At 61.2% G+C, this 24,426-nt stretch carries 22 protein-coding genes; 10 read left to right on the forward strand and 12 right to left on the reverse strand.

Annotated features, from left to right (window positions below):
• Position 1: 1 nt before the first annotated feature.
• On the forward strand, positions 2 to 2,419 hold the full coding sequence (gene gyrB, locus AC0IXA_RS09830; RefSeq protein ID WP_024014948.1) for a DNA topoisomerase (ATP-hydrolyzing) subunit B: 2,418 nt from the start codon (positions 2 to 4) through the stop codon (positions 2,417 to 2,419).
• 55 nt (positions 2,420 to 2,474) lie between these two features.
• Here the strand turns inward: gyrB and AC0IXA_RS09835 are convergent, their stop codons facing one another.
• Positions 2,475 to 3,194, reverse strand: coding sequence for a response regulator transcription factor (locus tag AC0IXA_RS09835; RefSeq protein ID WP_024014949.1), 720 nt, complete (start codon positions 3,192 to 3,194; stop codon positions 2,475 to 2,477).
• Between the two features lie 164 nt (positions 3,195 to 3,358).
• On the opposite strand from AC0IXA_RS09835, the gene AC0IXA_RS09840 reads away from it, so the two are divergent.
• Complete coding sequence (locus AC0IXA_RS09840; RefSeq protein ID WP_471812826.1) at positions 3,359 to 4,894, forward strand: sensor histidine kinase; 1,536 nt, start codon at positions 3,359 to 3,361, stop codon at positions 4,892 to 4,894.
• A 167-nt stretch (positions 4,895 to 5,061) separates the two neighbouring features.
• On the opposite strand, the gene AC0IXA_RS09845 is transcribed toward AC0IXA_RS09840, so the two are convergent.
• The 4 genes from AC0IXA_RS09845 to glyQ all read right to left on the reverse strand — a co-directional run bounded on the left by AC0IXA_RS09845 (position 5,062) and on the right by glyQ (position 9,474).
• Positions 5,062 to 5,841 carry a lysophospholipid acyltransferase family protein gene (locus tag AC0IXA_RS09845; RefSeq protein WP_341638243.1) on the reverse strand — a complete coding sequence of 260 codons (780 nt, stop codon included), beginning with the start codon at positions 5,839 to 5,841 and terminating at the stop codon, positions 5,062 to 5,064.
• Between the two features lie 84 nt (positions 5,842 to 5,925).
• A complete protein-coding gene (gene gmhB, locus AC0IXA_RS09850; protein WP_164488352.1) occupies positions 5,926 to 6,465 on the reverse strand; it encodes a D-glycero-beta-D-manno-heptose 1,7-bisphosphate 7-phosphatase in 540 nt (179 codons plus the stop codon).
• A gap of 4 nt (positions 6,466 to 6,469) precedes the next feature.
• Positions 6,470 to 8,524 carry a glycine--tRNA ligase subunit beta gene (gene glyS / locus AC0IXA_RS09855; protein WP_024014953.1) on the reverse strand — a complete coding sequence of 685 codons (2,055 nt, stop codon included), beginning with the start codon at positions 8,522 to 8,524 and terminating at the stop codon, positions 6,470 to 6,472.
• Positions 8,521 to 9,474, reverse strand: coding sequence for a glycine--tRNA ligase subunit alpha (glyQ, locus tag AC0IXA_RS09860; protein WP_471812828.1), 954 nt, complete (start codon positions 9,472 to 9,474; stop codon positions 8,521 to 8,523). Before glyQ ends, glyS begins: the two co-directional genes overlap by 4 nt.
• An 81-nt stretch (positions 9,475 to 9,555) precedes the next feature.
• Between glyQ and AC0IXA_RS09865 the strand changes: the two genes are divergently transcribed.
• Together AC0IXA_RS09865 and AC0IXA_RS09870 are read left to right on the forward strand one after the other, a co-directional pair.
• Positions 9,556 to 10,113 (forward strand): DNA-3-methyladenine glycosylase I, encoded by a 558-nt coding sequence (locus tag AC0IXA_RS09865; protein ID WP_217864775.1) that lies wholly within the window; start codon positions 9,556 to 9,558, stop codon positions 10,111 to 10,113.
• Between the two features lie 41 nt (positions 10,114 to 10,154).
• Positions 10,155 to 11,042, forward strand: coding sequence for a lysophospholipid acyltransferase (locus AC0IXA_RS09870; protein ID WP_039757181.1), 888 nt, complete (start codon positions 10,155 to 10,157; stop codon positions 11,040 to 11,042).
• 51 nt (positions 11,043 to 11,093) lie between these two features.
• Here the strand turns inward: AC0IXA_RS09870 and AC0IXA_RS09875 are convergent, their stop codons facing one another.
• From AC0IXA_RS09875 to def, 5 genes are all read right to left on the reverse strand, one after another.
• Positions 11,094 to 11,408 carry a tetratricopeptide repeat protein gene (locus tag AC0IXA_RS09875; RefSeq protein WP_471812831.1) on the reverse strand — a complete coding sequence of 105 codons (315 nt, stop codon included), beginning with the start codon at positions 11,406 to 11,408 and terminating at the stop codon, positions 11,094 to 11,096.
• A 149-nt stretch (positions 11,409 to 11,557) separates the two neighbouring features.
• Positions 11,558 to 12,934, reverse strand: coding sequence for a Trk system potassium transporter TrkA (gene trkA, locus AC0IXA_RS09880; RefSeq protein ID WP_016772381.1), 1,377 nt, complete (start codon positions 12,932 to 12,934; stop codon positions 11,558 to 11,560).
• A gap of 21 nt (positions 12,935 to 12,955) precedes the next feature.
• Positions 12,956 to 14,266: a 16S rRNA (cytosine(967)-C(5))-methyltransferase RsmB gene (rsmB, locus tag AC0IXA_RS09885; RefSeq protein WP_471812833.1), complete on the reverse strand. Its 1,311-nt coding sequence runs from the start codon at positions 14,264 to 14,266 to the stop codon at positions 12,956 to 12,958.
• On the reverse strand, positions 14,263 to 15,222 hold the full coding sequence (fmt, locus tag AC0IXA_RS09890) for a methionyl-tRNA formyltransferase (RefSeq protein ID WP_341638245.1): 960 nt from the start codon (positions 15,220 to 15,222) through the stop codon (positions 14,263 to 14,265). The genes rsmB and fmt overlap by 4 nt, the downstream gene beginning before the upstream one ends.
• Before the next feature lie 57 nt (positions 15,223 to 15,279).
• Entirely contained in the window at positions 15,280 to 15,786 is a 507-nt protein-coding gene (gene def, locus AC0IXA_RS09895) for a peptide deformylase (RefSeq protein ID WP_016772378.1), read from the reverse strand.
• 159 nt (positions 15,787 to 15,945) lie between these two features.
• Here def and AC0IXA_RS09900 point away from each other — a divergent pair, with 159 nt between their 5' ends.
• The 4 genes from AC0IXA_RS09900 to AC0IXA_RS09915 all read left to right on the forward strand — a co-directional run bounded on the left by AC0IXA_RS09900 (position 15,946) and on the right by AC0IXA_RS09915 (position 19,693).
• A complete protein-coding gene (locus AC0IXA_RS09900; protein ID WP_071173929.1) occupies positions 15,946 to 16,971 on the forward strand; it encodes a LysM peptidoglycan-binding domain-containing protein in 1,026 nt (341 codons plus the stop codon).
• An 84-nt stretch (positions 16,972 to 17,055) separates the two neighbouring features.
• On the forward strand, positions 17,056 to 18,153 hold the full coding sequence (gene dprA, locus AC0IXA_RS09905; protein ID WP_341638246.1) for a DNA-processing protein DprA: 1,098 nt from the start codon (positions 17,056 to 17,058) through the stop codon (positions 18,151 to 18,153).
• A gap of 55 nt (positions 18,154 to 18,208) precedes the next feature.
• Entirely contained in the window at positions 18,209 to 18,766 is a 558-nt protein-coding gene (gene tsaC, locus AC0IXA_RS09910) for an L-threonylcarbamoyladenylate synthase type 1 TsaC (protein WP_039757175.1), read from the forward strand.
• A 159-nt stretch (positions 18,767 to 18,925) separates the two neighbouring features.
• Positions 18,926 to 19,693, forward strand: a complete 768-nt coding sequence (locus AC0IXA_RS09915; RefSeq protein ID WP_341638247.1) for a hypothetical protein — start codon at positions 18,926 to 18,928, stop codon at positions 19,691 to 19,693.
• 179 nt (positions 19,694 to 19,872) lie between these two features.
• Here the strand turns inward: AC0IXA_RS09915 and AC0IXA_RS09920 are convergent, their stop codons facing one another.
• Positions 19,873 to 20,850, reverse strand: a complete 978-nt coding sequence (locus tag AC0IXA_RS09920) for a quinone oxidoreductase family protein (RefSeq protein ID WP_341638248.1) — start codon at positions 20,848 to 20,850, stop codon at positions 19,873 to 19,875.
• Positions 20,851 to 21,000: 150 nt separating this feature from the next.
• On the opposite strand from AC0IXA_RS09920, the gene hemF reads away from it, so the two are divergent.
• The gene (gene hemF / locus AC0IXA_RS09925; RefSeq protein WP_016772373.1) at positions 21,001 to 21,915 is read left to right on the forward strand and encodes an oxygen-dependent coproporphyrinogen oxidase; all 915 of its coding nucleotides are present in this window, start codon (positions 21,001 to 21,003) and stop codon (positions 21,913 to 21,915) included.
• Between the two features lie 9 nt (positions 21,916 to 21,924).
• On the forward strand, positions 21,925 to 22,746 hold the full coding sequence (gene aroE / locus AC0IXA_RS09930; RefSeq protein WP_341638249.1) for a shikimate dehydrogenase: 822 nt from the start codon (positions 21,925 to 21,927) through the stop codon (positions 22,744 to 22,746).
• 75 nt (positions 22,747 to 22,821) lie between these two features.
• On the opposite strand, the gene AC0IXA_RS09935 is transcribed toward aroE, so the two are convergent.
• A complete protein-coding gene (locus AC0IXA_RS09935; protein WP_341638250.1) occupies positions 22,822 to 24,390 on the reverse strand; it encodes a SulP family inorganic anion transporter in 1,569 nt (522 codons plus the stop codon).
• Between the last annotated feature and the right edge of the window lie 36 nt (positions 24,391 to 24,426).

Genomic DNA, 24,426 nt, shown 5'->3' on the forward strand with positions numbered 1-24,426 from the left:
ATTGAGCGAAGAAAATACGTACGACTCAACGAGCATTAAAGTGCTGAAAGGCCTGGATGCCGTACGCAAACGTCCCGGTATGTACATTGGTGACACCGATGATGGCAGCGGTCTGCACCACATGGTGTTCGAGGTGGTCGACAACTCGATCGACGAAGCCCTCGCCGGCCATTGCGACGACATCAGCATCATCATCCACCCGGACGAGTCCATCACCGTTAAAGACAACGGTCGTGGCATCCCGGTAGACGTGCATAAAGAGGAAGGCGTTTCCGCCGCCGAGGTCATCATGACCGTCCTCCACGCTGGCGGTAAGTTCGACGACAACTCCTACAAGGTTTCCGGCGGTCTGCACGGTGTAGGTGTTTCGGTAGTGAACGCACTGTCTGAAGAACTGGTCCTGACTGTTCGCCGCAGTGGCAAGATCTGGGAACAGACTTACGTTCACGGCGTGCCTCAGGCACCGATGGCCATCGTTGGCGACAGCGAAACCACCGGTACCCAGATCCACTTCAAGGCTTCCAGCGAAACCTTCAAGAATATTCACTTCAGCTGGGACATCCTCGCCAAGCGCATTCGTGAACTGTCCTTCCTCAACTCCGGTGTCGGCATCGTCCTCAAGGACGAGCGCAGCGGCAAGGAAGAGCTGTTCAAGTACGAGGGCGGCCTGCGTGCGTTCGTTGAATACCTGAACACCAACAAGACCGCGGTCAACCAGGTGTTCCACTTCAACATCCAGCGTGAAGATGGCATCGGCGTGGAAATCGCCCTGCAGTGGAACGACAGCTTCAACGAGAACCTGCTGTGCTTCACCAACAACATTCCGCAGCGCGACGGTGGCACCCACCTGGTGGGCTTCCGCTCGGCACTGACGCGTAACCTGAACAACTACATCGAGCAGGAAGGCCTGGCGAAGAAGCACAAAGTCGCCACCACCGGCGACGACGCCCGTGAAGGCCTGACCGCAATCATCTCGGTGAAGGTGCCGGATCCGAAGTTCAGCTCGCAGACCAAAGACAAGCTGGTGTCTTCCGAAGTGAAGACTGCGGTCGAGCAGGAGATGGGCAAATACTTCTCTGACTTCCTTCTGGAAAATCCGAACGAAGCCAAGCTGGTGGTCGGCAAGATGATCGACGCCGCCCGCGCCCGTGAAGCCGCGCGCAAGGCACGTGAGATGACCCGCCGCAAAGGCGCGCTGGACATCGCCGGCCTGCCGGGCAAACTCGCTGATTGCCAGGAAAAAGACCCGGCGCTGTCCGAACTGTACCTGGTGGAGGGTGACTCCGCGGGCGGTTCTGCCAAGCAGGGACGTAACCGCAAGACCCAGGCGATCCTGCCGTTGAAGGGTAAGATCCTCAACGTCGAAAAAGCCCGTTTCGACAAGATGATCTCGTCCCAGGAAGTGGGCACGCTGATCACCGCGCTGGGCTGCGGCATCGGTCGCGAAGAGTACAACATCGACAAGTTGCGCTATCACAACATCATCATCATGACCGATGCTGACGTCGACGGTTCGCACATCCGCACCCTGCTGCTGACCTTCTTCTTCCGTCAGCTGCCGGAGCTGATCGAGCGTGGCTACATCTACATCGCCCAGCCACCGCTGTACAAGGTCAAGAAAGGCAAGCAAGAGCAATACATCAAAGACGACGACGCCATGGAAGAGTACATGACGCAGTCGGCCCTGGAAGATGCAAGCCTGCACCTGAACGAAGAAGCCCCGGGCATTTCCGGTGAAGCGCTGGAACGTCTGGTCAACGACTTCCGCATGGTCATGAAGACGCTCAAGCGTCTGTCGCGCCTATACCCTCAGGAGCTGACCGAGCACTTCATCTATCTGCCGGCCGTCAGTCTGGAAACCCTGGGCGACCACGCAGCGATGCAAGAGTGGCTGGCCCAGTACGAAGTTCGCCTGCGCACCAACGAGAAGTCTGGCCTGGTCTACAAGGCCAGCCTGCGCGAAGACCGTGAACGTGGCGTCTGGCTGCCAGAAGTCGAACTGATCTCCCACGGCCTGTCGAACTATGTCACCTTCAACCGCGACTTCTTCGGCAGCAACGACTACAAAACCGTGGTCACCCTGGGCGCGCAACTGAGCACCCTGCTCGACGAAGGCGCGTACATCCAGCGTGGCGAACGCAAGAAAGCCGTTACCGAGTTCAAGGAAGCCCTCGACTGGCTGATGGCCGAAAGCACCAAGCGCCACACCATCCAGCGCTACAAAGGTCTGGGCGAAATGAACCCTGATCAGCTCTGGGAAACTACCATGGACCCAAGCGTGCGACGCATGCTGAAAGTCACCATCGAAGACGCCATCGGTGCAGACCAGATCTTCAACACCCTGATGGGTGATGCGGTCGAACCTCGCCGAGACTTCATCGAGAGCAACGCATTGGCGGTTTCCAACCTGGATTTCTGATCCTGATTGCTGCCCGCTCATGAAAAACCCCGGCCAATGCCGGGGTTTTTTTGCCTCACTCATTCCCAGTGCCGACACTTTCCAACCGATACCCATACCCATAAATCGTCAGCAGCTGCCAACCCCGATCCGCTGTCAGCCCGAGCTTGTTACGCAATCGGTATATATGCGTATCCAGCGGCCGCGAGGAAGTTGTCTCCTCGTTTGGCCAGAAGCGCTCGTACAGGTAATCCCGCGACAATGGCCGCCCCAGGTTGCTGAACAGGCAGCGCGCCAGGCGGTATTCGCGTTCGGTCATCAGGATCGGTTTGCCTTCACGGGTGACGGTCAGTTCGGCGTCGTCGAAAGTCAGATCGTGGAACGTCTGTACTTCGCCCGCCGCGCTGCGCGGTTGGCTATGCCGACGCAATACCGCTGCCACCCTCGCCTTCAACTCATTCGGGCGAAACGGCTTGCTGACATAATCGTCAGCCCCGGCATTCAAGGCTTGAACGATATCGCTTTCGCCGTCGCGGCTGGTGAGCATGATTGCAGCGGGTGGCGCGTCCATGTGTTCGCGGGTCCAGCGCAGCAGTGCCAGGCCTGTGAGGTCCGGCAGTTGCCAATCGAGGATCAGCAGGTCAAAAGTCTCCCGACGCAACTGGCGCAACAAGTCTTCGCCGCGCTCGAAGCTGTGCAGCGACCACGGCTGTTCGCCAGCTTCGGCCATTTGCTCCAGGGTTTGCTCGACCCGGCGCAGTTCGGCGGGTTCGTCGTCCAGAATGGCAACGCGCATCGGCGGTGTTCCTTGTCGCTGGGGCTGGGATGTCGACAATAGCGACTCCCCGGCCGCGATGAAAGAAGCAGCCCGTCGGTGGTCGACGTCCGCTATGATTCTTCGGGTCTACGCCTCAGACCTGAGACCTATGAAACCATTCCCACTGCCCTGCCCTGTGCCTCATGCATAACACTCAACGCCGACGTGAAAGTCGTGAGCCGAGTCAGGTCCAGCGTTTGTTCCGCCGGCTGGTGCGCGAGTGGTTGTGGATAAGTCTAGTGCTGTTGCCCCTGACTGCCTTGTTGTCTTATCGCGCCCAGATCAATCTGCACAATCCGTCGCCAGCGCCCGGCGCGCTGTTGTCCGTGGCGATGGTCGCGGGTGTGCTGGGATTATTGCTGTGGCGCCCGCGTTGGGCGCTGTGGGTAACCTTGGTCGGTATGGCCTGTGCGCTGATCGCCAGCGCCCTGCTGGCCGAAGTCCGCTATTGGTGGTCGCCAACGCTAGCAGCCTTGGGGATGTTGTTCGGTTACCTGATCTGGAACTGGCGACGCCTGAGCGTGGTGCTGACCTACTTCGGTTGGGAGCTGGCGCGCCTGGACAGTGAGCCGAAAGTCTTCCCGGAACGACGCCGGACCCGCTTCACCGGTGCCGATCAGTTGCAAGGCCAGATCATGGCGCTCGAACAAGCCATGAGCCGCACCCGCGACACCCGGCGGTTCATTGCCGATGGCCTGGAATACCTGCCGGTAGCGACGCTGATCAGTGATCCGCAGGGCAAGATCCTGCTGGGCAATCGCAAGGCGCGCGAGTTGTTCGAGGATCCGCTGGTGGGCGTTGAAGTACTCGAGCAACTGGCGCGGCTCGGCTATCCGGAATTATCCACAGCGCCGCGACCGCCGCTGGCCACCCTGCCGCTGCTGGAATTTCGCGATCACAAGGAACGCAGCCTGCGCTTGGAAAGAGCGGCGCTGCTGCCGGTCGATGGCGATACGCCAATCGGCTGGTTGCTCAGCCTGACTGACTTGAGTGCCGAGCGTGCGGCCGAGGAGCAGCGCGGCGTTCTGCTGCGCTTTCTCTCCCATGATCTGCGCGCGCCACATTCGGCCATCCTCGCCTTGCTCGATGTGCATCGCCATCAGGCGGGCGCTGATGCGCCATTGTTCGAGCAGATCGAGCGTCAAGTGCGCCGCGCGCTGGATCTGACCGATGGTTTCGTCCTGTTGGCGCGAGCTGAGTCCGAGACGTACCAGTTCCGCCCGACGTTATTCGCGATGCTGGTTTTGGACGTGCTGGATCAGGCCTTGCCTATCGCGCAGCAGAAACATATCGAACTGCTGAATCAAGTCGATGAAGAATGTCAGGAGCGGCTGCTTCTGGCCGATCAGGGATTGCTGACGCGCGCCCTGTTCAACCTGCTGGAGAACGCGATCAAGTACAGCCCGGCAGACACCACTGTGCAACTGAAGGTCAGTTGTCACGGGCCGTGGCTGCGTTGCGAGTTGACGGATCAGGGCAAGGGGATTGCTGCCGATGAACTGCCTGACCTGTTCAGTCAGTACCGGCGTTTCTCCTCGGCTCAGGGCATCGACGGCGTGGGTCTGGGTCTGTCGATGGTTAAAGCCGTTATCGATCATCATGGCGGTACGATCGAATGTCGCAGCGTGGTCGATGCGGGAACCACATTCCGCATCGAGTTGCCGCTGATTGCTGAATGAACGGGCACAAAAAAACCGGCTATAACAGCCGATTTTTTTACATCCGAATAAAACTTATGCACGGATTTCGTTCAACTTATTGATTTATAAATATCTATTAAAATCAATAAGTTAGAAAACGATTACGGACTTTCGAAGCAAAAGCGTACACAGGTTATCCACAAAATTCAGACAGCAAGTTGATCACGCGCGGCCGGTGCCGGTGGCGTCGGTGGCAGCGAGCCCATATCGCGCTGGGTTTTCTCGTTCCACGCCTGCACACGGTCATTCAGATCAGCGATGGCGCGCGGCCCGCTGCCTTCGGCATACATCGGTTCGCCGATGACCACGGTGATCACTCCGGCCTGTTTGCCCCAGCCGATTTTTGGCCAGAATTTGCCGGCATTGTGTGCAATCGGCAGCACCGGAAGCGCCGCATTCACAGCCAACGCGCTGCCACTGCGGGAGAACTTCCCAACGGTGCCGTACGGGACTCGTGTCCCTTCGGGAAAGATCAGCACCCAGACGTTGTCCTTGAGCAGCTCGTCCCCTTTGGCCGCGACCTGTTTGAGCGCGGCTTTCGGGTTGTCGCGATCAATGGCGATCGGGCGCAGCATGGCCATGGCCCAGCCGAAGAACGGCACGTACAGCAGTTCGCGCTTGAGCACTTGGCTCAATGGCGAGAAATAAGCGGAGAGAAAGAACGTCTCCCATGTGCTCTGGTGGTTCGATTGAATCACGCAGGGCCGGTCCGGCACGTTTTCCGCGCCTTTGATTTCGTAGCGGATGCCGAGGAAAACCTTGGTCAGCCACAGGGCGCAACGGCACCAGTACACGTTGATGAAACGATAGCGCGCCTTGAAGGACAGAAACGGCGCGATGAAAAAGCTCAGGCTGCACCACAGCAACGCTGTTGTGCCCAGCAGCAGATAAAAAACAAAGATTCTGAAGGCCCGCAGTATCGACATGGCGACGGTTACCGTTACGGGGCAATGCCCCGACTGTTCAAGCGCACTCCCGAGCAATCCTTGGCCAGGAAATTCAGAAGTACTCTAGTTGTGGATAAGTTCTGCGGCAATCGCCGCCAGATCGTCAAAAATCAGAGTGCCAACCGGCAGGGTTTTGCCCTGAGTCTTCTCGCCTTTCCCGGTCTTCACCAAAACTGGCTGTGAATCGACGGCTTTGGCGGCCTCCAGGTCACCAAGGCTGTCGCCGACGAACCAGACGTTGGTCAACGGCACCGTGTAATGCTCGGCAATGGTTTTCAACATTCCTGGTTTCGGTTTGCGGCAATCGCAACCCTCATCCGGGCCATGCGGGCAATACACGATCAAGCCAACTTCACCGCCCTGCTCCGCGACCAGCTCGCGCAGGCGCGCGTGCATGGCCTCGAGGGTGGCGAGGTCGTAATAGCCGCGAGCAATGCCCGACTGGTTGGTGGCCACCGCCACCGTCCAGCCGGCCTTGCTCAACTGCGCAATCGCTTCGATCGAGCCGGGCAGCGGAATCCACTCCTCCACCGACTTGATGTAGGCATCGGAGTCATAATTGATCACGCCGTCACGATCGAGAATCAGCAGTTTCAACAGCAATCCCTCAACCCAGCAGCGAAATGTCGGCAACACCGAGGAACAGCCCACGCAGACGCGCCAGCAGCGCGTAACGGTTGGCCCGCACATTGGCATCGTCGGCATTGACCATCACTGCGTCGAAAAACGCATCGACCGGCTCGCGCAGTGCCGCCAGGCGTGCCAGCGATTCGTTGTACTGACGCGCCGCGGCCATTGGCTGCACCGCTTGATCCGCTTGCTGGATTGCCGAATACAGCGAGAACTCGTTGGCGTTGTCGAAATACTTGGCTTCGACCACGGTCGGCACCGAGCCTTCGACCTTGCTCAACAGGTTCGACACACGCTTGTTCACCGCCGCCAGCGCTGCCGCTTCCGGCAGTTTGCGGAAGGCCTGCACCGCCTGCACACGCTGGTCGAAGTCCAGCGCCGAGCCCGGCTTGAGCGCACGTACCGACAGGTAAGTGGCGACGTCGACGCCTTCATCTTCATAACGCGCACGCAGACGGTCGAAGATGAATTCCAGCACGGCTTCGTTGAGGCCGGCAGCCTTGACCTTGCCGCCGAACGCATTCACCGCGAAAGCCACGGCGTCGTTCAGGTCCAGATCCAGTTGTTTCTCGATCAGGATCCGCAGCACGCCCAGTGCTGCACGGCGCAGGGCATACGGGTCTTTGCTGCCGGTTGGCAGCATGCCGATACCGAAGATGCCGACCAGAGTGTCGAGCTTGTCGGCGATGGCGACGGCTGCACCGGTCAGGGTCGCCGGCAATTCGGCACCGGCACCGCGTGGCATGTACTGCTCGTTCAAGGCCAGCGCGACGTCCTGCGGCTCGCCGTCATTGAGGGCGTAGTAGTAACCGGCGACACCTTGCATCTCCGGGAACTCGCCGACCATTTCGGTTGCCAGGTCGCACTTCGACAGCAGGCCCGCGCGGGCAGCCCACGAGGCGTTGCCGCCGATACGTGCGGCTATGTACGCGGCCAGTTTCGATACGCGCTCGGCCTTGTCGTAGACGCTGCCGAGTTTTTCCTGGAACACCACGTTCTGCAGGCGCAGGTTGAAGTCTTCAAGCTTCTGCTTCTTGTCCTGCTTGAAGAAGAACTCGGCGTCGGTCAGGCGTGGGCGAACCACTTTCTCGTTACCGGCGATGATCTGCTGCGGGTCTTTGCTTTCGATGTTGGCCACGGTAATGAAACGTGGCAGCAACTTGCCGTCGGCATCCAGCAGGCAGAAATACTTCTGGTTGTCCTGCATGGTGGTGATCAGCGCTTCCTGCGGCACGTCGAGGAAGCGTTCTTCAAACGAGCACACCAGTGGCACCGGCCATTCGACCAGTGCGGTCACTTCGTCGAGCAGCGCCGGTGGCACGATCGCCGTGCCTTCCTGACGAGTGGCCAGCTCTTCGGTGCGCTTGCTGATGATCTCGCGACGCTCGTTGGCATCGGCCAATACGTAAGCGGCACGCAGGTCGGCGAGGTAGCTCGACGGCGAACCGATGCGTACGGCTTGCGGATGGTGGAAACGGTGACCACGAGATTCACGGCCAGCCTTCTGCGCGAGGATCGTGCAATCGATGACCTGGTCACCAAGCAGCATCACCAGCCACTGGGTCGGACGCACGAATTCTTCCTTGCGCGCACCCCAACGCATGCGTTTCGGGATCGGCAGGTCGTTCAGCGAATCTTCGACGATGGTCGGCAGCAGGCTCGCGGTCGGCTTGCCGGCGATGTTCTGGCTGTAGCGCAGTTTCGGACCGCTCTGGTCGATTTCGCTCAGCTCGACGCCGCACTTCTTGGCGAAGCCCAGGGCGGCCTGAGTCGGATTGCCATCAGCGTCGAACGCGGCCTGACGTGGCGGGCCATCGAGGTTGATGCTGCGATCCGGCTGCTGAGTGGCCAGCGCAGTGATCAGCACGGCCAGACGACGTGGCGCGGCATACACGGTTTTGCTTTCGTAGCTCAGGCCGGCGGCTTGCAGGCCCTTGTCGATACCGGCGAGGAACGCATCAGCCAAAGTGTTCAGGGCTTTGGGTGGCAGTTCTTCGGTGCCCAGTTCAACCAGAAAATCTTGCGCACTCATTGTGCAGCCTCCAGCTTGGCCAGTACTTCATCACGCAGGTCCGGGGTCGCCATCGGGAAGCCCAGCTTGGCGCGGGCCAGCAGGTAGGCTTGCGCAACGGAACGCGCCAGGGTGCGTACGCGCAGAATGTATTGCTGACGCGCGGTCACCGAGATCGCCCGGCGCGCATCCAGCAGGTTGAAGGTGTGCGACGCCTTCAGCACCATTTCGTAGCTCGGCAACGGCAGCTGCTGGTCGAGTTCGATCAGGCGCTTGGCTTCGCTTTCATAGAAGTCGAACAGCTCGAACAGTTTGTCGACGTTGGCGTGTTCGAAGTTGTAGGTGGACTGCTCCACTTCGTTCTGGTGGAACACATCGCCATAGGTGACTTTGCCGAACGGGCCGTCAGCCCAGACCAGATCGTAGACCGAATCGACGCCTTGCAGGTACATCGCCAGACGCTCGAGACCGTAGGTGATCTCGCCGGTCACCGGGTAGCACTCGATGCCGCCCGCTTGCTGGAAGTAGGTGAACTGGGTGACTTCCATGCCGTTGAGCCAGACTTCCCAGCCCAGACCCCAGGCGCCGAGGGTCGGCGATTCCCAGTTGTCTTCGACGAAGCGGATGTCGTGCACCAGCGGGTCGAGGCCGACATGCTTGAGCGAGCCCAGGTAAAGTTCCTGGAAGTTGTCCGGGTTCGGCTTGAGCACGACCTGGAACTGGTAGTAGTGCTGCAGACGGTTCGGGTTTTCGCCGTAACGGCCGTCAGTCGGACGGCGGCTTGGCTGCACGTACGCGGCGTTCCAGGTTTCCGGGCCGATGGCGCGCAGGAAGGTCGCGGTGTGGAAAGTGCCGGCGCCTACTTCCATATCGTAGGGCTGAAGTACCACACAACCTTGCTCGGCCCAGTATTGCTGGAGCGCGAGGATCAAGTCTTGGAAGGTACGCACGGCTGGCGTAGGCTGGCTCACGAAATTCACCTGTTTCTTGGGCTGCGATTTAAAGAGCGGGAGTATACCCGATTCGTTGCTGCGCACGCCCCCTGGAGCCTTATGCCACGCTGCTTTTGGTGTACCGAAGATCCGCTGTACATGGCTTATCACGATCAGGAGTGGGGCACGCCGCTGCGCGATGCGCAGGGTTTGTTCGAGTTGCTTTTGCTCGAAGGGTTCCAGGCCGGGTTGTCGTGGATCACGGTGCTGCGCAAACGTGAGCGCTATCGCGAGGTGTTGTTCGGCTTCGATGTGCAGCGCGTGGCGCAGATGAGCGATGCCGAAATCGACGAGCTCATGCTCGACCCGGGCATCATTCGCAATCGCCTGAAACTCAACGCCGCGCGGCGCAATGCCCAGGCGTGGCTGGCGCTGGAGGATCCGGTGGCATTTCTGTGGTCGTTTGTTGGCGAGCAACCGATCATCAATCATTTCAAGGATCGCAGCGAAGTCCCGGCGATCACCCCCGAAGCGCTGGCGATGAGCAAGGCGCTGAAAAAAGCCGGCTTCACCTTCGTCGGTCCGACCATTTGCTACGCGCTGATGCAGGCCTCGGGCATGGTCATGGATCACACCCAGGATTGCGACCGCTACGCGCAGCTTGCCAACGCCGGTTAGAATGCCCGCCTTGCGCACAGCACAAAGATCAGGAGTGACCTGTGGAAAAGTTTAAAGGCGCCTTGCTGGTAGGCGCTCTGCGGCTGTTTGCCCTGCTGCCATGGCGAGCCGTGCAGGCCGTGGGTTCGGCGATCGGCTGGATCATGTGGAAAACCCCCAACCGTTCCCGCGACGTGGTGCGGATCAATCTGTCCAAGTGTTTTCCCCAGATGGATGCGGCCGAACGTGAGCGTCTGGTCGGGCAGAGTCTGAAGGACATCGGCAAGTCGCTGACCGAAAGCGCCTGCGCGTGGATCTGGCCGGCGCAGCGCTCGATCGATCTGGTCCGTGAAGTTGAAGGCCTCGATGTGTTGAAAGACGCGCTGGCCTCGGGCAAAGGCGTGGTCGGCATCACCAGCCACCTCGGCAACTGGGAAGTGCTCAACCACTTCTATTGCAGCCAGTGCAAACCGATCATTTTCTACCGTCCGCCGAAGCTCAAGGCAGTGGATGAATTGCTGCGCAAACAGCGCGTGCAGCTGGGCAACAAGGTCGCGGCGTCGACCAAGGAAGGCATTCTCAGCGTCATCAAGGAAGTGCGTAAGGGCGGTGCCGTGGGCATCCCCGCCGACCCGGAACCGGCCGAATCCGCCGGGATTTTCGTGCCGTTCTTCGCCACTCAGGCGCTGACCAGCAAATTCGTGCCGAACATGCTGGCCGGCGGCAAAGCGGTCGGTGTGTTCCTGCATGCCCTGCGCCTGCCTGACGGCTCGGGCTACAAAGTCATTCTCGAAGCTGCGCCAGAAGCCATGTACAGCACCGATACCGCCGAGTCCTGCGCGGCGATGAGCAAAGTGGTCGAGCGTTACGTCGCGGCGTATCCGAGCCAGTACATGTGGAGCATGAAACGCTTCAAGAAGCGTCCGCCGGGCGAGGCGCGCTGGTACTGAGCCGCCTCCATGTGGTGACGGTAAATGCAGACGCTTTGCGCTATCTGTAGCTCAAGGCGTCTGCCGCTCGAGCCTCCTCAGAAACACTGTCATCTCCTTCTCGGCCTGTTTGTCCCCATGAGCGCGGGCCGCTTCGAGGCCCTGTTCCCAGGCCTGACGCGCAGCGGCGTGATCGCCTAGCGCCAGCTGCGCCTTGCCCAGCAGCTTCCACGCCGCCGAGTATTTCGGATCGAACGCGACACAACGCTGAAAATGCTCGGCAGCCTTGGCGTTTTCGCCCAAGTCCAGATAACCCTTGCCCAGACCGAAGCGCAACAGAGCGTTATCCACACCCTTGGCGAGCATTTTTTCCAGGGATTCGAGCATTGGCGGATTCCTTTCTATTGTTCGTCAGAGAACCTGCAAGTCTGTCAGACCGCTTTCGCGAGCAGGCTCGCTCCCACCTTTGGAATGCATTCCACTGTGGGAGCGAGCCTGCTCGCGAAGGGGCAATTACGGGCAACGTTGTTTTCAGGTCAGAAAAAGCTCAACCCCACATGAAACAGTTTCTCCACATCGCGAATATGCTTTTTATCCACAAGGAACAGAATCACGTGGTCGCCCGCTTCGATCACCGTGTCGTCGTGGGCGATGATCACTTTCTCGTTGCGGATCACCGCGCCGATGGTGGTGCCCGGTGGCAGGCCGATCTTCTCGATCGGCTTGCCGATGACCTTGCTCGATTTCGCATCACCGTGGGCAATCGCCTCGATCGCTTCCGCCGCGCCGCGGCGCAGTGAGTGCACGCTGACGATATCGCCGCGGCGCACATGGGCGAGCAAGGTGCCGATGGTTGCCAGTTGCGGGCTGATGGCGATGTCGATGTCGCCGCCCTGGATCAGGTCGACGTAGGCCGGGTTGTTGATGATCGTCATGACCTTCTTCGCCCCCAGCCGTTTGGCCAGCAGCGACGACATGATGTTGGCTTCGTCATCGTTGGTCAGGGCGAGGAAGATATCGGCGTCGGCGATGTTCTCTTCCAGCAGCAGATCGCGGTCCGAGGCACTGCCCTGCAACACCACGGTGCTGTCGAGGGTGTCGGAGAGGTAGCGGCAGCGCGCCGGGCTCATCTCGATGATCTTCACCTGATAACGGCTTTCGATGGCCTCGGCCAGGCGCTCGCCGATCTGTCCGCCACCGGCGATGACGATGCGTTTGTAGGTTTCGTCGAGGCGGCGCATTTCGCTCATCACCGCGCGAATGTCTTCGCGGGCGGCGATGAAGAACACTTCGTCATCGGCTTCGATCACCGTGTCGCCCTGAGGCAGGATCGGCCGGTCACGGCGGAAGATCGCCGCGACGCGGGTTTCGACGTTCGGCATGTGCTCGCGCAACTGGCGCAGTTGCTGACCGACCAGCGGCCCGCCGTAATAAGCGCGCACCGCCACCAGTTGCGCCGCGCCTTCGGCGAAGTCGATCACCTGCAAGGCGCCGGGGTGCTGGATCAGGCGCTTGATGTAATTGGTCACGACCTGCTCGGGGCTGATCAGCACGTCGACCGGAATCGCTTCGTTCTGGAACAGCTGTTCCTCGCGATTGAGGTACGACGCTTCGCGCACCCGGGCGATTTTGGTCGGCGTGTGGAACAGCGTGTGCGCGACCTGGCAGGCGACCATGTTGGTCTCGTCGCTGTTGGTCACCGCGACCAGCATGTCGGCGTCGTCGGCACCGGCCTGGCGCAGCACCGACGGCAGCGAGCCCCGGCCCTGCACGGTGCGGATGTCGAGGCGGTCGCCGAGGTCGCGCAGGCGCTCGCCATCGGTGTCGACCACAGTAATGTCGTTGGCCTCGCTGGCCAGATGTTCGGCCAGCGAACCGCCGACCTGTCCCGCACCGAGGATGATGATTTTCATCCAGTCACTCCATGAATCCGTTTAGCCGCGCGCGGCGGCGATCTTGATCAGCTTGGCGTAGTAGAAGCCGTCATGCCCGCCCTGCTGGGCCAGCAACTGGCGACCATGGGGCTGCTTGATGCCGGCCGCGGTGGCCAGATCGAGTTCCCGCGCGCCGGGCGTGCGTTCGAGAAACGCAGCGATGACTTCGGTGTTCTCGGTCGGCAGCGTCGAGCAGGTGGCGTAGAGCAGGATGCCGCCGACTTCGAGGGTTTTCCACATGGCGTCGAGCAGTTCGCCTTGCAGTTGCGCGAGCGCGACGATGTCGTCGGGCTGGCGGGTTAGCTTGATGTCCGGATGGCGACGAATTACCCCGGTGGCCGAGCATGGCGCATCGAGGAGGATGCGCTGGAACGGTTTGCCGTCCCACCATTTGTCGATATCGCGACCGTCGGCGGCGATCAGTTCAGCGTCGAGGCCGAGGCGCTCGAGGTTTTCCTTCACCCGCACCAGACGCTTGGCCTCCAGATCCACCGCCACCACCGCGGCCAAGGCCGGTTCGGCTTCAAGGATGTGGCAGGTCTTGCCGCCGGGGGCGCAGCAGGCGTCGAGCACCCGCTGGCCCGGCGCCAGATCGAGCAAGTCGGCGGCCAGTTGCGCGGCTTCGTCCTGCACGCTGATCCAGCCTTCGGCGAACCCCGGCAGACTGCGCACGTCGGCAGCCGCTTCGAGGATGATGCCGTCGCGGCTGTAAACGCACGGTGTCGCGGCGATCCCGGCTTCGCCCAGCAACGCAAGATAAGCATCGCGGCTGTGATGACGGCGGTTGACCCGCAGGATCATTGGCGGATGCGCGTTGTTCGCTGCGCAGATGGCTTCCCACTGTTGCGGCCAGAAGGCCTTTAGGGATTTTTGCAGCCAGCGCGGGTGGGCCGTGCGCACCACCGGGTCGCGCTCCAGTTCGGCGAAGATCGTCTCGCTTTCGCGCTGGGCATTGCGCAGCACGGCGTTGAGCAGACCTTTGGCCCAGGGCTTTTTCAGCTTGTCGGCACAACCGACGGTTTCGCCGATCGCGGCATGGGCCGGTACGCGGGTGTAGAGCAGTTGATACAGACCAACCAGCAGCAACGCCTCGACATCAGCGTCGGCGGCTTTGAAAGGTTTCTGCAGGAGTTTTTCCGCCAGTGCCGACAGGCGTGGCTGCCAGCGTGCGGTGCCGAAGGCCAGGTCCTGAGTGAAACCGCGATCGCGATCCTCGACCTTGTCCAGTTGCGTCGGCAGGGAGCTGTTCAGCGAAGCCTTGCCGCTGAGTACGGCAGCGAGAGCCTTGGCGGCGGCCAGACGCGGATTCATTGCGCTTCCACCGCAGCGCCGAGCACGCTGCCGACGGCGAATTTCTCGCGGCGGCTGTTGAACAGGTCGCTGAAGTTCAGCGCCTTGCCGCCGGGCAATTGCAGGCGGGTCAGACACAGCGCTTGTGTACCGCAGGCGACAATCAGGCCGTCCTTGCTGGCGCTGAGGATTTCACCCGGAGCGCCATTGCCGTCGGCCACGGTCGCGGCCAGCACTTTCAACGCTTCGCCATTGAGCGTGCTGTGGGTGATGGGCCATGGATTGAAGGCGCGCACCAGACGTTCCAGCTCCACCGCCGGACGGCTCCAGTCGATGCGTGCTTCGTCTTTGTTGAGTTTGTGCGCGTAAGTGGCGAGCTCGTCGTTCTGCACCTCACCTTGCAGGGTGCCGGCAGCCAGACCGGCAATCGCCTGCACCACAGCGGGCGGACCCATCTCGGCGAGGCGATCATGCAGGGTGCCGCCAGTGTCATCGGCGCTGATCGGGGTGACGACCTTGAGCAGCATCGGCCCGGTGTCGAGACCGGCTTCCATGCGCATCACGGTCACACCGCTTTCGGCATCGCCGTGTTCGACCGCGCGCTGGATCGGCGCCGCACCGCGCCAGCGCGGCAGCAGCGATGCATGACTGTTGATGCAACCGAGACGCGGAATATCCAGCACCACTTGCGGCAGAATCAGACCGTAGGCGACCACCACCATCAAATCCGGCTTCAGCGCGGCCAGCTCCGCCTGAGCGTCGGCATTGCGCAAGGTCGGCGGCTGCAACACCTGGATATTATTTTCCAGGGCCAGTTGTTTGACCGGGCTTGGCATGAGTTTTTGCCCACGGCCGGCCGGCCGATCCGGCTGGGTGTAGACCGCGACGATCTCGTACGGGCTGCTCAGCAGGGCCTTGAGGTGTTCGGCGGCGAATTCCGGGGTGCCGGCAAAAACAATGCGCAGTGGCTCAGTCATGAAGGGCGTCTCATAAAAAGAAAAAGGCTTGCCGCAGCAAGCCTTTGAAGAGGGGCATCAAGCGTTCTGGCGGTGCAGCTTTTCCAGCTTCTTCTTGATCCGGTCGCGTTTGAGCGTGGACAGGTAATCGACGAACAATTTGCCGTTGAGGTGGTCGCATTCGTGCTGGATGCACACCGCGAGCAGGCCTTCGGCAATCAGCTCATAGGGCTTGCCGTCGCGGTCCAGCGCCTTGATTTTGACCTTCTGCGGGCGGTCGACGTTTTCGTAGAAGCCCGGTACCGAGAGGCAGCCTTCCTGATACTGGTCCATCTCGTCGGTCAGCGGTTCGAACTCGGGGTTGATGAACACCCGTGGCTCGGTACGGTCTTCGGACAGGTCCATCACGACGATACGTTTGTGCACGTTGACCTGGGTCGCGGCGAGGCCGATGCCCGGCGCTTCATACATTGTTTCAAACATGTCGTCGACCAACTGACGCACTTCGTCGTCCACTACAGCCACTGGTTTGGCGATAGTGCGCAGACGCGGGTCCGGAAATTCGAGGATGTTTAAAATGGCCATAGGCTTCGATTGCTGCACACGTTGAGTAAAGTCGGGTCGATGGCCTGGCGGGTCCGAAGATGCAGGCTACCGTTGTGAAGCGTAGCTTCTGAAAAACAGAAGCGAGCCACGGGGGCTCTGACGATTCACGCGAATGCACATGATAAAGGGATTCACCGCATGAGGAAAACACTACTCGCCCTGCTGCTTCTGGCTTCGGCTGGCGCCGCGCAAGGGCAAGTGCAACTCAGGGATGGTTTTCCACAGCAATACACGGTGGTTTCCGGGGACACGCTCTGGGACATTTCCGGCAAATACCTGCGCGAGCCCTGGCAGTGGCCACAACTGTGGCGGGCCAACCCGCAGATCGAAAACCCCAACCTGATCTATCCTGGCGACACGCTGACCCTCAGCTACGTCAACGGCCAGCCGCAACTGACCGTCCATCGTGGCGAGTCGCGCGGTACCATCAAGCTCTCGCCACGGATTCGCACCAGCCCGGTGGCCGAGGCGATTCCGAGCATTCCGCTGAAATCGATCAACAGCTTTCTGCTGAGCAACCGTATCGTCGACAAGGCCGAAGACTTCGACAAGGCCCCGTACATCGTCGCCGGCGATGCCGAACGGGTGCTCAGCGGTACCGGTGACCGCATCTTCGCCCGTGGCCATTTCGATCCGGAGCAACCGGTGTACGGCATCTTCCGCCAGGGCAAGGTCTACACCGACCCGCAGACCAAGGAATTCCTCGGCATCAACGCCGACGATATCGGCGGCGGCGAGGTTGTTGCCACCGAAGGCGACGTCGCCACCCTCGCCCTGCAACGCACCACCCAGGAAGTGCGCCTCGGTGACCGCTTGTTCGGCGGTGAAGAACGTTCGATCAATTCGACTTTCATGCCCAGCGCGCCGAAGCGTTCCATCGACGGGCTGATCATTGACGTGCCACGCGGCGTTACGCAGATCGGTGTGATGGATGTGGTTACGCTGAACAAAGGCAAACGTGACGGTCTGGCCGAAGGCAATGTTCTGGCGGTGATGAAAACCGGCGAAACGGTGCGTGATCGGATCACCGGCCAACCGCTGAAAATTCCCGATGAACGCGCCGGCCTGCTGATGGTGTTCCGCACCTACGACAAACTCAGTTACGGCCTGGTCCTCAATGCTTCACGCTCGCTGGCGGTGCTCGACAAGGTGCGAAATCCGTAAGCTTGCTTAACAAGTTACCAACAGAGTTATCCACAACTTGTTCCGAATGGTTCGGAGCATAGAACGATCAAGGATGATCCATTCATGTTGTCTGTCAGTACGGCCATTTCCCCGGCGGAACTGGAGGCGCGTCTGCGCCTGCACCGCATGCCGGATATCGGTCCCAAGCGTTTTGCCAAGTTGCTCGAAGCCTTCGGCTCGGCGTCCAAAGCCCTCAGCGCGCCGGCCAGTGCCTGGCGCTCACTCGGGTTGCCGGCGGCCTGTGCCGAAGCACGGCGTTGTCCAACGGTGCGCGACGGCGCCAGCCACGCAATGCGCTGGCTAGAGCGTCCCGATCAACATTTGCTGATGTGGGATCAAGCGGATTACCCAGCGTTGCTGGCGCAAATTGCCGATCCGCCGCCGCTGTTATTCGTCGCGGGCGATCCATCGATTCTGGAAAAACCGCAACTGGCGATGGTCGGCAGCCGCCGCGCTTCGCGCCCGGGCATGGATACGGCGGCGGCGTTTTCCCGCAGTCTGGCCGGGGCCGGTTTTGTCATCAACAGTGGTCTGGCGCTGGGCATCGATGCCGCTGCCCATCAGGCTGCTCTGGATGTTGGCGGCTTGACCGTGGGTGTGCTCGGCACGGGGCTGGAAAATTTTTATCCACAACGCAATAAACGCCTGGCCGAGGCGATGATCGCCTCGGGCAGCGCGGTGCTCTCGGAGTTTCCGTTGGACGCCGGGCCGAGCCCGAGCAACTTCCCCCGGCGCAACCGCATCATCAGCGGGTTGTCTCTCGGCGTGCTGGTGGTCGAGGCCAGCGTTGCCAGCGGTTCGTTGATTACCGCGCGGCTGGCGGCAGAGCAAGGGCGCGAGGTTTATGCGATTCCGGGCTCGATCCATCACCCCGGCGCGCGCGGTTGTCACCAGTTGATTCGCGACGGGGCGGTGTTGGTGGAGACTATCGAACATATCCTCGAAGCCCTGCGCGGCTGGCAGCAGCCGTTGTTATCCACAGCGGCGGCGCAGGCCGATCACCCGTTGCTGGCGCTGCTACACGCGGCGCCGCACACCAGCGAGGCCTTGGCCGCGAGCTGTGGCTGGGCGTTGCCGAAAGTGCTGGCAACGTTGACCGAGCTGGAAATCGAAGGCCGTGCGGTATGCGAAAACGGTCGCTGGCTGGCGCGGTCGAGCTAGGTTTTACGATGAAGATCGGTAAACTGCGCGAAACCTGTTTGTGGAGAGTTTTTTCATGGTCAACAGTTGGCGTGTGCAACAAGCCGCGCGTGAAGTTCGCGCCGGCGCGGTGATTGCCTATCCAACGGAAGCCGTCTGGGGGCTGGGTTGCGACCCGTGGAACGAAGACGCAGTGGACCGCTTGCTGGCGATCAAGAATCGCTCGGTGAGCAAAGGGCTGATCCTGGTCGCCGACAATATCCGCCAGTTCGATTTCCTGTTCGAGGACTTCCCGCAGGACTGGATCGACCGCATGGCCAGCACCTGGCCTGGGCCGAACACCTGGCTGGTGCCGCACCAGAACCTGTTGCCGGAATGGGTCACAGGCGTGCATGACACCGTGGCGCTGCGGGTCAGCGATCACCCGCAGGTGCGCGACCTGTGCTCGCTGGTCGGGCCATTGATTTCCACATCGGCCAACCCCCAGGGGCGACCGCCGGCGCGCACGCGTTTGCGCATCGAGCAGTATTTCCGTGGTCAGGTCGATCTGGTGCTCGGCGGCAGCCTTGGCGGGCGCAAGAATCCCAGCGTGATCCGCGACCTCGCCACCGGTAACGTCGTTCGTCCTGACTGACGCCATTCTTTTTATTTTTTTGCGGACTCCTCGGCGTCGACGAGGAGTTCTGCGCATGCCTGCGATTCTTTCTGCAGCTAGTTAAAGCCTATCTGTTGCCATTGTTCTTGCGAGCGTCAGACGAATCTTCGAGTCTGAAATTTCTGTAAGTTTTCCCACATGTTTATCAGAACACGTGCAGTGGCGATATTTCCAAAAGCATCCATTCTTTCAATGTGCTTGAAGCAACTTCGAAATATTAATGGCTGCGGAGAAGTAATGGATATTACGGATTTACACCTCAAGGATTATCTGCAGGGCTTTCAGGAGACACTCAAGAATCAACAGGCCGACTATCGTGTAGCCATTCTTGAGGCAGGATCGGATGCCGGGGAATTTGAACGCTTCATCAATCGACAGTTTCGCCTGCGATTGCAGCATTACATGCTCACCTCCAGAGCCCGGGCGCTGGAAACCCGACTGGCGATCACCTCACGCAGCACGCACTTTCTGTTGTATCAGCGTGATCAGCTTATTGCGGTGCTGCGGGCAACTCCGGCGCCCTTCGAATGGGCTTCACTGGCGCAGCATCATGTGTCTCCCACTGTGGCATTGGCACGGCATGTCGAATTCAGTCGCTTGATTACCCATTCCCAGCAGCACCGGCCGGTGTCGATCAATGGCCTGCTCGCCACCGCTGCGGAATGGGCGATCGATCGCGGATATCAGGGGGTGACGGCCTTGTGCAGATCGCCACAGCGACAACTGTTTCAGCGTTTCGGCCTGACACCGATCGCCTCGCACGCCATGCATATCGAGCAGCGCGCCCGGGGCGATTATTGGCTGTTATCCGCCGAATGGCGGCAAATCCTGATGGCCCTGGATCAGCCTGTGAACATGAACGCGCATCAGCCGGAGTATCGTGATGTTTTTAACCGTCAGTATTGATCCGCCAGTGATTGAAGAGTGGGCTGAGAAATGGCTCGTATATGAATCGAAGAAGTTGCGCAGGAAGTTTGCCGGTCGTAGGCCAGCGGCGAAGAAACTTCACCGCAAGATGTACTTGATATAGCCGCAAGATGCTCGGCGAACTCATGGAGGAGTTCGCCGAGTATCAACTTGAGGTGTTATGGCAGCAGAATTGTGGAACCGGTCGTGCGCCGTGCCGACAGTTCGGTTTGTGCTTTCGCCGCATCCGCCAGTGCATGGCGCTGCTTGATGTCGACCTTCAGCTTGCCGCTGATGATCATCTCGAACAGCTCGTCGGCCATGCGTTGCAGGTTCTCGGCGTTGTTGGCGTAGGTCGCCAGCGTAGGCCGGGTGACGTAGAGCGAACCCTTTGCGGCGAGAATGCCCAGATTGACGCCGTCGACCGCGCCCGAAGCATTGCCGAAACTCACGACCAGGCCCCGAGGTGCGACGCTGTCCAGGGATGTGAGCCAAGTGTCCTTGCCGACGCCGTCATACACCACCGGGACTTTCTTGCCGTCAGTCAGCGCCAGCACGCGCTCGGCAACGTTTTCATGGCTGTAGTCGATGGTCGCCCAGGCGCCGTTGGCCTTGGCCAGTTCTGCTTTTTCCTTCGAGCTGACGGTGCCGATCAGCTTCACGCCCAGCGCTTTGGCCCATTGGCAGGCCAGCGAGCCGACGCCGCCGGCTGCGGCGTGGAACAGGATGGTTTCACCGCCCTGCAGCTGGTAGGTCTGGCGCAACAGGTATTGCACGGTCAGGCCCTTGAGCATGACCCCGGCGGCAGTTTCGAAACTGATTTCATCGGGCAGGTGAACGAGATTGTCCTGCGGCAGAACATGCAGCTGGCTGTAGGCGCCGAGCGGGCCGCTGCCGTATGCCACGCGATCGCCGACCTTGAACCGGGTGACTTCGCTGCCCACCGCTTCGACCGTGCCGGCGCCTTCCGAACCCAGGCCGGACGGCAACGCCGGTGGCGCGTAGAGGCCGCTGCGGTAATAGGTGTCGATGAAATTCAGGCCGATCGACTGGTTGGCCACGCGCACCTGATTCGGCCCGGGCGCAGCGGGTTCGTAGTCAACATATTCGAGCACTTCGGGACCGCCGTGGGCGCGGAACTGGATACGCTTTGCCATCTGCCTGCTCTCCTTGGGTCGTTGCTAAGCCCTCTATCCAACTCCCCTGCTTGATCTTCGTCAACTGCGGCGCGCCGGTCTGCGATGGTATGCTGTGCGCCCATTTGCGCCGCCCGCCTGCCCGGGCGCCGCCCGATTCAAGGTGAAGCCATGACGACCCGCACCGACGCCGTAAAGGCCTATCTGCTCGATCTGCAAGACCGCATCTGCGCTGCACTGGAAACCGAAGACGGCGGCAAATGCTTCGTCGAAGACGCCTGGACCCGGCCGGCGGGCGGTGGCGGGCGCACCCGCGTGCTGGACAACGGCACGCTGATCGAAAAGGGCGGCGTCAATTTTTCCCACGTGTTCGGCAGCGGCCTGCCGCCCTCGGCCAGCGCCCATCGGCCGGAACTGGCCGGGCGTGGCTTCGAGGCGCTCGGCGTGTCGCTGGTGATCCACCCGCACAACCCGCATGTGCCGACCTCCCACGCCAACGTGCGTTTTTTCATTGCTGAAAAAGAAGGTGAAGAACCGGTCTGGTGGTTCGGCGGCGGTTTCGACCTGACCCCGTATTACGGCGTTGAGGAAGATTGCATTCACTGGCACCGCGTCGCCGAGCAAGCCTGTGCGCCGTTTGGTGCGGATGTATATCCGCGCTACAAGGCCTGGTGCGACACCTACTTCCACATCAAGCATCGCCATGAGCCGCGCGGCATTGGCGGTCTGTTCTTCGATGATCTGAACGAGTGGGATTTCGACACCAGCTTCGCCTTCATGCGCGCCATCGGCGATGCCTACATCGAGGCCTACCTGCCGATCGTGCAACGGCGCAAGAACGACGCCTTCACCGCCCAGCAACGCGAATTCCAGGAATTCCGTCGTGGCCGCTACGTCGAATTCAACCTGGTTTACGACCGTGGCACGCTGTTCGGCTTGCAGTCGGGTGGCCGCACCGAATCGATCCTGATGTCGCTGCCGCCGCAAGTGCGCTGGGGTTATGACTGGAAGGCCGAGCCGGGCAGCGCAGAAGCGCGCCTGACCGAGTACTTCCTGCAGGATCGCGACTGGCTGGCCGAGGCCTGAGGACGGGTGATGGATCGTTACGTTGTTTTTGGTAACCCGATCGGCCACAGCAAGTCGCCGATGATTCACCAGTTGTTCGCCGAACAGACCGGCCAACGCCTCGACTACAGCACGCTGCTCGCGCCGCTGGATGATTTTACCGGCTGCGCCACGGCGTTCTTTCGCGAAGGCCGCGGCGCCAACGTGACGGTGCCGTTCAAGGAAGACGCTTACCGGCTGGCCAACAGCCTGACCGCCCGCGCGCAGCGCGCCGGTGCGGTGAACACCTTGAGCAAACTGGACGACGGTTCGCTGCTCGGCGACAACACCGATGGCGCAGGACTGGTCCGCGATCTGACGGTCAATGCCGGTTTCAGCCTGACCGGCAAGCGCATCCTCTTGCTCGGCGCCGGTGGCGCTGTACGCGGTGCGCTGGAGCCTTTGCTGGCGGAGAAACCGGCCTCGGTGATCATCGCCAATCGCACGGTGGACAAGGCGGAACTGCTGGCGGAATTGTTCGGCGATCTGGGGCCGGTGTCGGCCAGTGGTTTCGACTGGCTGCGCGAGCCGGTGGACGTGATCATCAACGCCACTTCGGCCAGCCTGACCGGCGACGTGCCGCCGATTGCGCCAAGCCTGATCGAGCCGGGCCAGACCTTGTGCTACGACATGATGTACGGCAAGGAACCGACCGCGTTCTGTCGCTGGGCCACTGAGCACGGCGCGGCGCTGGCGATGGATGGTCTGGGCATGCTTGCCGAACAGGCGGCCGAGGCATTCTGGCTGTGGCGCGGCATACGCCCGGATACCGCGCCGGTACTCGCCGAGCTGCGCCGCCAACTGGCCCTTTAAGCGTTGCTCCCACATTGAAATGCGATCAATGTGGGAGCGAGCCTGCTCGCAAATCGCATCACCACCGATATCAGCTCAATCCTCAAACCTGATTGGGCACTTCTCCGCCCCTTCCAGTTTGCGCAACTCCTCCACCACCGGCGGCCGCGCCCGGCGCAAGGTCAGGCTGCGACCCTGGCCGAGCAGGCGCCGCGCTTCCTGGTGCAGCATCTCCACCCCCGAATAATCGATGAAGTTGATCTGTTGCGCCTCGATCACCACCCGCGCGCCATGCAGGCGTTGCAGGCGTACCTGCAGGTAATGGCTGGCGCCGAAAAAGATCGAACCGCCCACCCGCAGCACATCGTCGTCACCGTCGCGCCAATGCTGCACCCGTGGTTGCGAGGTGCGCTTGAGGTAGAAAAACAGCGACGCCAGCACCCCGGCGTAGATCGCCGTCTGCAATTCCAGCAGCAAGGTCGCGAGGCAGGTCAGGGCCATCACCACGAACTCGGCGCGGCTGACCCGCAGCAAAGCGCGAATGCCCCGGTGGTCGACCAGACCCCAGGCGATCAACAGGATGCTGCCTGCCATGGCGGGGATCGGAATATGCGCGATCAGCCCCGCGCCGAACACCGCAAACAGCGCCACCCAGAGCGCCGAGAACACTCCGGCCAGTGGCGAGCAGGCACCCGCCTCATAACTCAATCCCGAGCGGGTAAACGATCCGGCGGACAGCGACCCGGAAAAGAACGCACCGACGATATTCGACAGACCCTGTGCGCGGACTTCCTGATTGGCGTCGAGCAACTGTTGCGAGCGCGCCGATATCGAACGGGCGATCGAGAGACTGGTGACCAGCCCGAGCATGCCCACCGCCACGGCGCTTGGCAGCAGGCGCAAGACCACTTCAAGATCCAGCGGCAAGGCGCTCAGCGGCGGCAGGCGTCCGACGAAAGCGCTGACCAGATGCACATGGCCGAACATCGCTGGCCAGATCCACACCAGCAGACTGGCCAGCACCAGCGTGAGCAACAGCGTCGGCCAGCGCGGCAGAAGTTTTTTCAGGGTCATGCCGACGATTACCGTGGCGACGCCGAGCATCAGCGAAGGCGTATCCACAGCCCCCAGATGTCGCAGCAGGTCCATCAGGCTGGCGAGCGCCGTGGTGTTGGCCGGCAACTCCAGCCCGAGCAGATTGGGCAATTGCCCGATGGCGATCACCACGGCGGCACCGAGGGTGAAGCCGAGCACCACCGAATGCGAAACGAAATTCACCAGCGCGCCGAAGCGCAGCAAACCGAGCAGCCACTGGAAAATCCCGGCAAGGAACGTCAGCAGCAGGATCAGGGTGATGTAGTCCTCGGACGCCGGCACCGCGAGCGGGCTGACGCTGGCGTACAGCACGATCGAAATCGCCGCCGTCGGGCCGCAGATCAGATGCCATGACGAACCCCACAGGCACGCGATCAATACCGGGATGATCGCCGCATACAGCCCGTATTCCGGTGGCAGCCCGGCAATCAGTGCGTAGGCAATCGACTGGGGTAAGGCGAGTATCGCACCGCTGAGGCCGACGATCAGGTCCCGCCCGACGCTGGCGCGGGTTTGCCGTGGCAACCAGCTCAGGAAAGGAAACAGTGAATGGCGGCTGGGTAAGGCCATGGGTCCTCGCGGTTGGGGGGGGCAGGCAAGCCTATC

The organism is Pseudomonas sp. AC083 (assembly GCF_979253165.1).

Coding starts and splice junctions, on each gene's coding strand:
- AC0IXA_RS09835 (WP_024014949.1), bottom strand. CDS start 3,194: ATGCGCGTTGCCATTCTGGACGACGAACCCGCCGAACTGCGCCGGGTC.
- AC0IXA_RS09840 (WP_471812826.1), top strand. CDS start 3,359: ATGCATAACACTCAACGCCGACGTGAAAGTCGTGAGCCGAGTCAGGTC.
- AC0IXA_RS09845 (WP_341638243.1), bottom strand. CDS start 5,841: ATGTCGATACTGCGGGCCTTCAGAATCTTTGTTTTTTATCTGCTGCTG.
- glyS (WP_024014953.1), bottom strand. CDS start 8,524: ATGAGTGCGCAAGATTTTCTGGTTGAACTGGGCACCGAAGAACTGCCA.
- AC0IXA_RS09865 (WP_217864775.1), top strand. CDS start 9,556: ATGCCACGCTGCTTTTGGTGTACCGAAGATCCGCTGTACATGGCTTAT.
- AC0IXA_RS09875 (WP_471812831.1), bottom strand. CDS start 11,408: ATGCTCGAATCCCTGGAAAAAATGCTCGCCAAGGGTGTGGATAACGCT.
- trkA (WP_016772381.1), bottom strand. CDS start 12,934: ATGAAAATCATCATCCTCGGTGCGGGACAGGTCGGCGGTTCGCTGGCC.
- rsmB (WP_471812833.1), bottom strand. CDS start 14,266: ATGAATCCGCGTCTGGCCGCCGCCAAGGCTCTCGCTGCCGTACTCAGC.
- fmt (WP_341638245.1), bottom strand. CDS start 15,222: ATGACTGAGCCACTGCGCATTGTTTTTGCCGGCACCCCGGAATTCGCC.
- def (WP_016772378.1), bottom strand. CDS start 15,786: ATGGCCATTTTAAACATCCTCGAATTTCCGGACCCGCGTCTGCGCACT.
- AC0IXA_RS09900 (WP_071173929.1), top strand. CDS start 15,946: ATGAGGAAAACACTACTCGCCCTGCTGCTTCTGGCTTCGGCTGGCGCC.
- dprA (WP_341638246.1), top strand. CDS start 17,056: ATGTTGTCTGTCAGTACGGCCATTTCCCCGGCGGAACTGGAGGCGCGT.
- tsaC (WP_039757175.1), top strand. CDS start 18,209: ATGGTCAACAGTTGGCGTGTGCAACAAGCCGCGCGTGAAGTTCGCGCC.
- AC0IXA_RS09915 (WP_341638247.1), top strand. CDS start 18,926: ATGTTTATCAGAACACGTGCAGTGGCGATATTTCCAAAAGCATCCATT.
- AC0IXA_RS09920 (WP_341638248.1), bottom strand. CDS start 20,850: ATGGCAAAGCGTATCCAGTTCCGCGCCCACGGCGGTCCCGAAGTGCTC.
- hemF (WP_016772373.1), top strand. CDS start 21,001: ATGACGACCCGCACCGACGCCGTAAAGGCCTATCTGCTCGATCTGCAA.
- aroE (WP_341638249.1), top strand. CDS start 21,925: ATGGATCGTTACGTTGTTTTTGGTAACCCGATCGGCCACAGCAAGTCG.
- AC0IXA_RS09935 (WP_341638250.1), bottom strand. CDS start 24,390: ATGGCCTTACCCAGCCGCCATTCACTGTTTCCTTTCCTGAGCTGGTTG.